Genomic DNA, 8428 nt, shown 5'->3' on the forward strand with positions numbered 1-8428 from the left:
CTGGCGCAATCAGCACGCTGGACCCGTACGCGACTTCGCCGTCGGCTCCAAGATCCGGCACCTCAATTACCTACCGAAGGTTGCCTGACACGGCACTAGGCGGGCTCACCGGACGGTGGCCTGCAGGTCACCCCTCGAACAAGCAGCAGAATTTCTGCATTCCGTAACGTGGCACTTCCCATCATCGGTGAATGACGAACTGCCCTCGAGGTCTGTATGTTTCTGCAGTGCAAAGCGCGCATGCGAGAAGAGGAATAATGCAGGATTCGACTGGGAGCGAGTTGCGCCGCTACTGGGATCCGGAACACCCAGTATTACGAATACTGCGTGCCAGGCGCGATTCGGGAAGCCTTCCACATCATCGCAGCGACGGGGCGCGGGTAGCGCTGACGATCGAGGGCGGCGGCATGCGGGGCGTAACCTCGGCCGCGATATTGACACAACTGGACGATTACGGTTTCAAGAATGCCTTTGATGTCGTATATGGCAGCTCCGCTGGCGCGATCAACGGCGCATATTTCCTGACCCAGGATTCGTGGTACCCGCTGTCGATCTACTACGAAGACCTCGCCGGCCGGGAATTCGTCGATTTCAGCCGGGCGCTTCGTAGACGTCCGATTATGAATCTCGACTATCTGTTCGGCGTTTTGATGCGCTCGCGCAAGCCTCTGCAGTATCAGTCAGTTGTCGACTCACCGATACCGCTGGTCGTGGCGGTCACCGATGTCGATGCCCTGCAGACTGCGACGCTGCGCGATTTCCCCTCGGCCGAAGCACTCGAGACGGCTCTCCGCGCGAGTACGTGGCTGCCGATCGCGGTGCCCGGTGCGATGGAGCTCGACGGCCGGCGAATGGTCGACGGCGGGCTGATCACACCACTGTGCTTCAAGCTCGCGGTCAAGCAGGGATGCACTCATGTTCTATCGCTCAGCACCCGTCATCCACAAACCGGTCCGTCGCGTTCGTCGTGGCTGCATCGCTGGATCGGAATGAGTCTGGACCGCATCAGCCTCGGCCTGGGTAACTGTTATCTGGAGTCGCTACGCCAACGAGCCGAAGACGAGACATGGCTTGCGCAGCAACGTCTCTCCACCCCATCTAATGGTCCCCACGTGTTGGACCTGTCTCCGCTGCCATGGATGTCCCGGGTCACTCTCGACGAGCGAGACCGGTACTCGGTGCTGGCAGCGGGCCGACAAGCCTATTCGCTCGGTTATTGCGCCACCGAGGCCGCGGATCCAGAACTGCTGCGAGACGGTCGGATTCGCACGATGCCACGCCTGACGGTCGTGCGGACGACTGGTGCCACCTACACTCCGGTTCCGGCGGCTGTGCGGTGACAGGACACGACGACAGGATGACATCGGAGACGATCGTCGGCATCCGCCGCGGCCCCCAGGGGCCCCGCAGTCGGCGTCTTCTTCGACGTTGATAGCGCTATGCTGGACTCGACCACGGGCGCGCTGTACCGCCGATACACACGAAACCGATAGCGGCACAGCTTCGCTCGCAGAAACGGCGACGAGAACATAGACAGGTTCTTCACGCGAGTCGTGGCGCCACGGGTCTATCGCCGAGCCCGCCAGTTGGTGTCGGCACATCAGGCCGCAGGTCACACTGTCGTACTGATGTCCCCCGCACCGGCGGTCCTGGTTCGGCCGCTGGCAACCGATCTCGGCATCGAACACATCATCCACCCGCCGGAAGGTCCGAACGGTGCAGCCACCGCGGTCAAGTCCTTCGCTGCTGCCGCCGACATCGATGTGGCGCAAAGCTGTCTGTATGTCCATCTCGGTGACGACATCGAGTTGCTGTCGATGATGGATACCGCGACTATGGTGAATCCGAGCAGCCCTTCGGCCACTGAGATTTCGGGTGCTGCAGTGTTGCGATTGCGACGGCATCGACACCCGATCGGCACCCGGATTCTGTGCACGGCAGCAGCCCTGGGCGCGTTCACAGTCAGCGCGATGGTCACGATGCTGCGCACGGCCGGGCAGGACCAGCGTTCCAAGATCGACATGATGTCGGTGGAAGTGTCCGGAGCAGCTCTGCGTGCGGCCGGTGTCGACATCCGCATCGCTGGTGCGCTTGAGACGTGTTCCCTGCGCCCCGGAGTGTTCGTGTACAACCACCAAAGCCAACTCGATGCGCTGGTGATCCCGTGAATCCTGCGCGAACGGTTCACTGCCATCGTCAAACACACCATGCGCTGGTACCCCGTCATCGGACCGGTCATGCGCTACATTGGGATCGTATTCATCGATCGAGCCCGCCCGGATCAGGCGATCCGAGCAATGCAACCGGCCCTCGACAAGCTTCGCTCCGGAATCGCGGTCGCGATCGCACCCCGAGGGCCAGGTCATGCCGACCCTGCGGCTCTGGGCCCGTTCAAAAAGGGCGCTTTCCACCCGCCATCGAGGCCGGTGTCCCGATCATCCGATTGTCATCCACAACTCCGGTGACATCATGTGGCGAAGCGCGATGCTACGGGACACCGGAACAATCGAGGTGACAGTCCTTCAGCCCGTCGACACCGCCAACTGGCGAGTCGAGCACATCGACCAATACATCACCCAGCTGAGAGAAGGGCTGCTGCACGGACAGGTGACAACTTTGACCTGCCCACCGAATAGGTTCCAGTCGTTGCAGCTAACTGGCAGCGGGTGTGGGTGTCTTGTCGGAGAGTAGTTCGTATTCGATCGGGGTGCAGTAGCCGAGGGAGGAGTCCGGCCGGGTCCGGTCACACTTGCGGAGCGGATCGCGCACGCGCGCAACCAAGCGCAGGCCGAGACGTACGGCCGGCTCGCACACGAGCTTACGCCGCAGCGATGCGCAGAGCTGGACGCTTTGCTGGTGGTCGATCCGTCGGTCGGGACACAGGTCCCTGACGAGGAGATCGGCGGGCCGATCCGGGGCGACCGCATCGGGTGGGAGCGGTTGCGTGCGGCGATAACGCAGGCCAAGCCACGTTTGCCGCGCGATCACGGCCACTTGGCCGCCCTGGATGCGTCGTATTCGTATCTGCGGCAGTTCACTCCGGCGGTATTGTCGTCGGTGCGGTTCGCCGGCGGCACCGCCGCGACCGAGCTGTTGATCGCGGTGAACATGCTGCGCGAGCACAACGCGACCGGCGACCGGACGGTCTTCGACGAGGCGCCGACTGGACTCGTGCCCACCAAGTGGCGCGGCTGGATGAGGACGGCGACCTGGATACCTGAAGGTGCACTACCAAGGCTCCGGCGAGGCCGCCGTCACCGAGGGCTCGCACGGCATCTGGGAACGCCTGAACTACTTGGGTGCCGGTGAGGGTTGATCGGCGGCGTGTTGGAGGTAGGTTTTCGTGGCGGCGCGGGTGCTCGCGGATGAGGAGTTGGAGCGGCTGCGTCTGCGGGGGTTCTTGCTACTCACGAGCCCGGAACTGAGACGATCGACGGTGTCCTGCGCAACAGGTTATTGGGCGGCCTCCCGCCGTTGGGAAGCAAACTTGCACGCGCCGTGGTTAGGTGTTGGAGAAACTGAGTGTTCGGTTTTCGAACCTTAACTTTTCCTACACTCTCGAAGCTCTCTCCATGCATACAAATCCCTCGCCCTTTTCAGATCATCTGCGCTGCCCGACTTCAAAATTTGATCGCGGGCGAGACGACCGGGCCACACCGGTGAACGAAGCTGGTGTGCGGGTCTTGGCCGAGGCACGGTCTCGGGTGGAGCCAGCGTATCGGGCGGTCGTGGAGAGCTTCCGTGCCGAGCTGGGGCACGTTGTGGGGTATCACGTCGGCTGGTGGGATGCGGAGGGTCGGTCTGACACCGGAACAGGCAAGGCGATCCGCCCGGCATTGGTACTTGCCATTGCCGGAGCAGCGACCTGCGTCCTCGATGCTGGGGCCATCGAGGACGCAGTAACGGCGGCGGCGGCCGTGGAGTTGGTGCACGATTTCACATTGCTGCACGACGATGTCATGGACGGCGATCGACTGCGTCGTGGTAGGCCCACCGTTTGGGCTCGGTTCAGGATCGCATCGGCGGTCTTGGCAGGGGACATGCTGCTCGCCGCCGCGGTGGACCTTCTTGCGGAGCGCGACCGAGCCGCGACAGCTGTGCTGACTCGCGCGATTCGGGCATTGTGCGAGGGACAGTGCGCAAATATCGGGTTCGAGCACGCGCTCGAGGTGGACTTGTCCTCGTGTATTCGTATGGCCGCGAACAAGACCGGAGCGCTGCTGGGTGCGGCGTGCGAGCTGGGTGCTTTGGCATCCGGAGCTACGGCCGACGATGCGCGACGGCTGGACTGTTTCGGTAGACAGCTGGGGCTGGCGTATCAGCTCGCCGACGATCTGTTGGGCATCTGGGGAAACCCCGAAATGACCGGGAAACCGGTGTATTCGGATCTGGCGCGTCGGAAGAAGTCGTTGCCGGTCGTTGCCGCTCTGCAATCGGGTAGCGCGGCAGCTGGTGTGCTGAGACGTAGATATGTGTCCAGCGCAGAAATTACGCCGGACGAATTCGTCGATATTGCCGATTTGGTCGAGCGGGCGGGCGGCCGCCGGTGGGCCGAACAACATTTGGCGCGCACCTGCGATGCAGCCCGTGAGGTGCTCGAAGCGGACACGCTGCACCCAGCAGGTACCGAGGATCTGATGGCTCTGGTGGACCTCGTTGCAGGGTGGAGTTGAGCCATGCGTCACGTACTTCCGATGTGCCGCCTCGGATTTTCGGCACCTGCTCCCATTTCCCCGAGAGGTATTCATGACAGTGTCAGCAGAGATTCCGCAAGCGCCCGGCGGCCTGCCGCTGCTCGGTCACATCGTGCCGCTGCTGCGTGATCCGTTGGCGCTGCTGACCTCCCTACCTTCCTGTGGTGATCTGGTCCAGATCCGAATCGGCCCTGGTCGCGTGCTCGTGGCCTGCAGCCCGGAACTGACCGGTCAGGTGTTTAAAGACGACCGCACCTTCGACAAGGGTGGTCAACTCATCGACCGGGTCCGGGAGTTGCTCGGCGATGGCCTGCTCACCTGCTCGCATGATCGGCATCGGCGGCAGCGCAGACTCGTTCAGCCTGCTTTCCGCGCCGATCGGCTCTCCCTATATGCGCAGATGATGACTGCTCATGCCGCTGCTGTCACCAGCCGATGGCGCGACCACCAGGTCCTGAATGTGCCGGCGGAGATGGCTGCGTTGACCATGACGATCGCGATGGAGACGATGTTCTCCCAGGGGCTCTCATCCGAGGCCGCGACTCGCGCTGCTCACGATCTCACTACAATCACCGAGGAGATGTACCGGCGGTTGATCACCCCGCCGCCGCTGGACCGGCTTCCCACCCCCAGCAACCGCCGTTATCGCCAGGCGTGCAACCGCCTCCGGCAGATAGTCGAAGACATCATTGCCGAGCGACGTGACGACGGCGCCGACTACGGCGATTTGCTGTCGATGCTGTTGGACGCACGCGACACCGCCGATGAGGGTGCATCGAGTGGAGGTGCGGGCCTGAGCGACGTCGATATCAGAGACCAAGTCATTACACTTTTCAGCGCGGGATGGGAGACCACCGCCAACACCCTGACCTGGGCGTTGCACCTGTTGGCATGCCACCCCGACATCCGTGACCGGGTGCACCAAGAGGTGGATACCGTGCTGGCAGGGGATCCGGCCGACCTCGAGCATCTGCCCGAGTTGAAGTTGACCAGCCGCGTCGTTACCGAAACACTTCGGCTGTATCCCCCCGGATGGATACTCACCCGCACAGTCACCACCAACACCCGACTCGGCGGGTACCCCGTTCCGGCCGGAACGACGGTCGTTCTCAGCCCCTATCTCATCCACCGCCGACCCGACCTTTTCACCGAACCCGAACGTTTCGACCCCGACCGATGGGATCAAACCTCGACACCACCAGCACACAACGCATCACTCCCGTTCGGTGGCGGAGCCCGCAAATGCATCGGTGACCAGTTTGCTCTCACCGAGGCTGTTCTCGCCTTGGCCACCATCACCGCCTGCTGGCGTCTGGACTCGGTCCCCGGCCAGCGGGTCCGCCCTGCAGCCGCTGTGGCGCTGCACCCCTCCGGCCTGCAGATGCGTGCCACCGCCCGCACCGGGCAGACAGAACAGCAGCCATCAACCAGGGCCGAAGCCGATCAGGGCGGAAAGCAGACTGGACGAGTCTGCGCTGCCGCCGATGCCGAACATGCGGGCAGGTGAGCAGGCCACCATGGAGCCATCAATCGCTTCGCAGAACACTTCTACCTCCGACTGTCCGCGGGAGAACGCTGCGCTCCGACATTTGGCAGTCATTCTCGACGGCAACCGCCGCTGGGCCCGCAGTCACGGACACAGCACGTCGAAGGGCTACCAGCATGGGGGCAATCGCGTTCTGAACCTTCTCACCTGGTGCCTGGACATCACCGACCTCGAGGTCGTCACGCTGTGGCCGTTGTCCACCGAGAACCTGCGCCGCCCGGACACCGAACTCAAAGGCCTGCTTCGCGTGATCGCCGACACGACACAAGCTATCGCGGCCACCCAGCGGTGGCGCATTCACTACCTCGGTGTCCTGGAACGGTTGCCTGCGCAATGGAGCAGCATATTGCTCTCGGCCGCCGACAAAACTGCGCATGTTGTCGGCCCGACGGTCAACATCGCCCTCGCCTACGGTGGTCATGACGAGATAGCACGCGGTGTCCAGAGGATGCTCCAGGCCCACCGGACCGCAGGCACCTTGGATCGCCTGATAAAGCACATCTCCCCCGCGGACATCGCCCAGCATTTGGATACCACGGGTCAACCCGACCCAGACTTGGTCATTCGCACCTCCGGCGAGCAACGCATGTCCGGCTTCATGCCCTGGCAGACCGCATACACCGAGTACTACTTCTGCCCTGCTACCTGGCCCGACTTCCAGCAGACCGATCTTCTCCGTGCCGTGTCCTGGTTTCGGCACCGCACCCGCAGGTATGGACAGTGAACCCGAGAACCTCGCATGCCCCGCTCGCCAACTGACAAGGATTCCGTTCACTATGACTGGTTCCCCGTATCTGCATATCCTCGGCAAGAGCTTCACAATGCCAGAACTCCTGATCGACCTGGAACCAGAACTGCACCCGCAGATCGAGATGATCGAGCGTTTCGCCGCCCAATGGGCACGCTCGTACCTTGTGAGGACTCCGTTGACTGCATGGCAGGTCGACCACTTCCTCGCGAGCCGCCACGCGTGGTGGATAGCCACGCTCTACCCACATGGTGATTCGGAGCGCATGGCCGCTTTGGCCAACTTCTGCGACTTCTTCGTTCTCTATGACCACCTGTCCGCCGACACTCGGGTAGAGGCGGAATTGGACCGGGCACAGAACGCGCCACGGATGCTCGCTGCACTCTCCGACGGCGGGGCCCTGCCCGCTGACAGCCTGCTCACCTCTATGTTTGCCGATACATGGGACCGGCTGACGACCCCAATGAGCGACGACCAGAAACAGCGCTTCACGCGGGCTACAGAAGGCTATCTCGCATCCGAGCCCGAAGGTTTGCGTCTGATTGCAGACGGCACGGTGATGTCTTTCGAGGAGTACCGGACTTTTCGACGGGTCAACATCGGCACCATGCCGTTCGTGGCCGCGGCCGACTATGTTCTCGGTCTCTCACTTCTTCCCGAACTGTTCGCAGACCCGGATCTGATAGAAGTCCAGGGGCTTGTCTGCGAGCACACCGGTCTGGTCAACGACCTGATGTCCCTCGGCAAGGAAATCGTCGACGGGCACTGGTCCCTCAATGCTCTGGGGCTCCTCCACATCGCCGAGGGTTTCAGTCTCCAAGAATCCGCCGACCACGTCGTCCACACGCTGCGGGATATCGAACACCTGATCGCAGCCCTGGCCGACAAACTGCGTGGCGGGCAGTGGAAAGCTCTTCCCGAGCTCAACGCATACCTGACCGAACTTGACTTGATGGTGGCCGGTAACGTCCACTTCCACCTGGCCACTCCGCGCTACCGCGGTGCCGGATTCGTATGGGACGGTGTCAGCTCCGGGACCGTCACCATTCATGCCGACCATGTTGACATCACACCGCTTTCGGCATGAGATTCGGCGTACCCGCACTCCGACCACTTGAATACGGGTGCCTGCCAGTGTGCCATCGCCTACAACCTCTCGGCCCCTACCTGTAGCGGATCGGCGGTGGCGGTTTCTGGCGTCGCACCCTGGAGAGGCCGGGGTCAAGATTTCGTCGTGCGCCGACCTGGGCGGCGGCTGCCCCAGTAGCGAAGTGGGGGCGGGGGAGCCGCTTCTCCACGGTCTCTCACACCGCGCGAGCGAGACCGGAGCGGTGGGCCGGAGGGTTGAGTCCAGCAGGATGGTGTACGACCGGACGCCAGCAAATGTCTGAGCGTGTCGTAGCCGGATAGAGGGTGGTCACCGCGTGATCCTTCAAAAGA

Annotated in this window: 7 protein-coding genes and 1 pseudogene; all 8 read left to right on the forward strand. The window is 62.8% G+C overall.

Annotated elements, in window-relative coordinates:
* Positions 1–257 precede the first annotated feature (257 nt).
* The 8 genes and pseudogenes from IG65_RS0133460 (at position 258) to IG65_RS0133495 (ending at position 8075) form a co-directional block, all read left to right on the forward strand.
* Positions 258–1340, forward strand: a complete 1083-nt coding sequence (locus IG65_RS0133460; protein ID WP_081879938.1) for a patatin-like phospholipase family protein — start codon at positions 258–260, stop codon at positions 1338–1340.
* Positions 1341–1529: 189 nt separating this feature from the next.
* On the forward strand, positions 1530–2168 hold the full coding sequence (locus IG65_RS0133465; RefSeq protein WP_081879939.1) for a haloacid dehalogenase-like hydrolase: 639 nt from the start codon (positions 1530–1532) through the stop codon (positions 2166–2168).
* Positions 2169–2171: 3 nt separating this feature from the next.
* Complete coding sequence (locus tag IG65_RS39975; protein ID WP_369801646.1) at positions 2172–2465, forward strand: lysophospholipid acyltransferase family protein; 294 nt, start codon at positions 2172–2174, stop codon at positions 2463–2465.
* A gap of 262 nt (positions 2466–2727) precedes the next feature.
* Positions 2728–3207 (forward strand): annotated as a pseudogene (locus IG65_RS37435) (Tn3 family transposase); the annotation flags it as partial.
* A gap of 299 nt (positions 3208–3506) precedes the next feature.
* Positions 3507–4673 carry a polyprenyl synthetase family protein gene (locus tag IG65_RS0133480; protein WP_231509614.1) on the forward strand — a complete coding sequence of 389 codons (1167 nt, stop codon included), beginning with the start codon at positions 3507–3509 and terminating at the stop codon, positions 4671–4673.
* Positions 4674–4746: 73 nt separating this feature from the next.
* Positions 4747–6201 (forward strand): cytochrome P450, encoded by a 1455-nt coding sequence (locus IG65_RS0133485; protein WP_051757312.1) that lies wholly within the window; start codon positions 4747–4749, stop codon positions 6199–6201.
* An 82-nt stretch (positions 6202–6283) separates the two neighbouring features.
* Entirely contained in the window at positions 6284–6964 is a 681-nt protein-coding gene (gene uppS / locus IG65_RS0133490; RefSeq protein ID WP_231509616.1) for a polyprenyl diphosphate synthase, read from the forward strand.
* Positions 6965–7016: 52 nt separating this feature from the next.
* The gene (locus tag IG65_RS0133495) at positions 7017–8075 is read left to right on the forward strand and encodes a hypothetical protein (protein ID WP_156055921.1); all 1059 of its coding nucleotides are present in this window, start codon (positions 7017–7019) and stop codon (positions 8073–8075) included.
* Positions 8076–8428 lie beyond the last annotated feature (353 nt).

The organism is Nocardia sp. NRRL WC-3656 (assembly GCF_000720265.1).
Classification (GTDB): Bacteria; Actinomycetota; Actinomycetes; order Mycobacteriales; family Mycobacteriaceae; genus Nocardia; species Nocardia nova.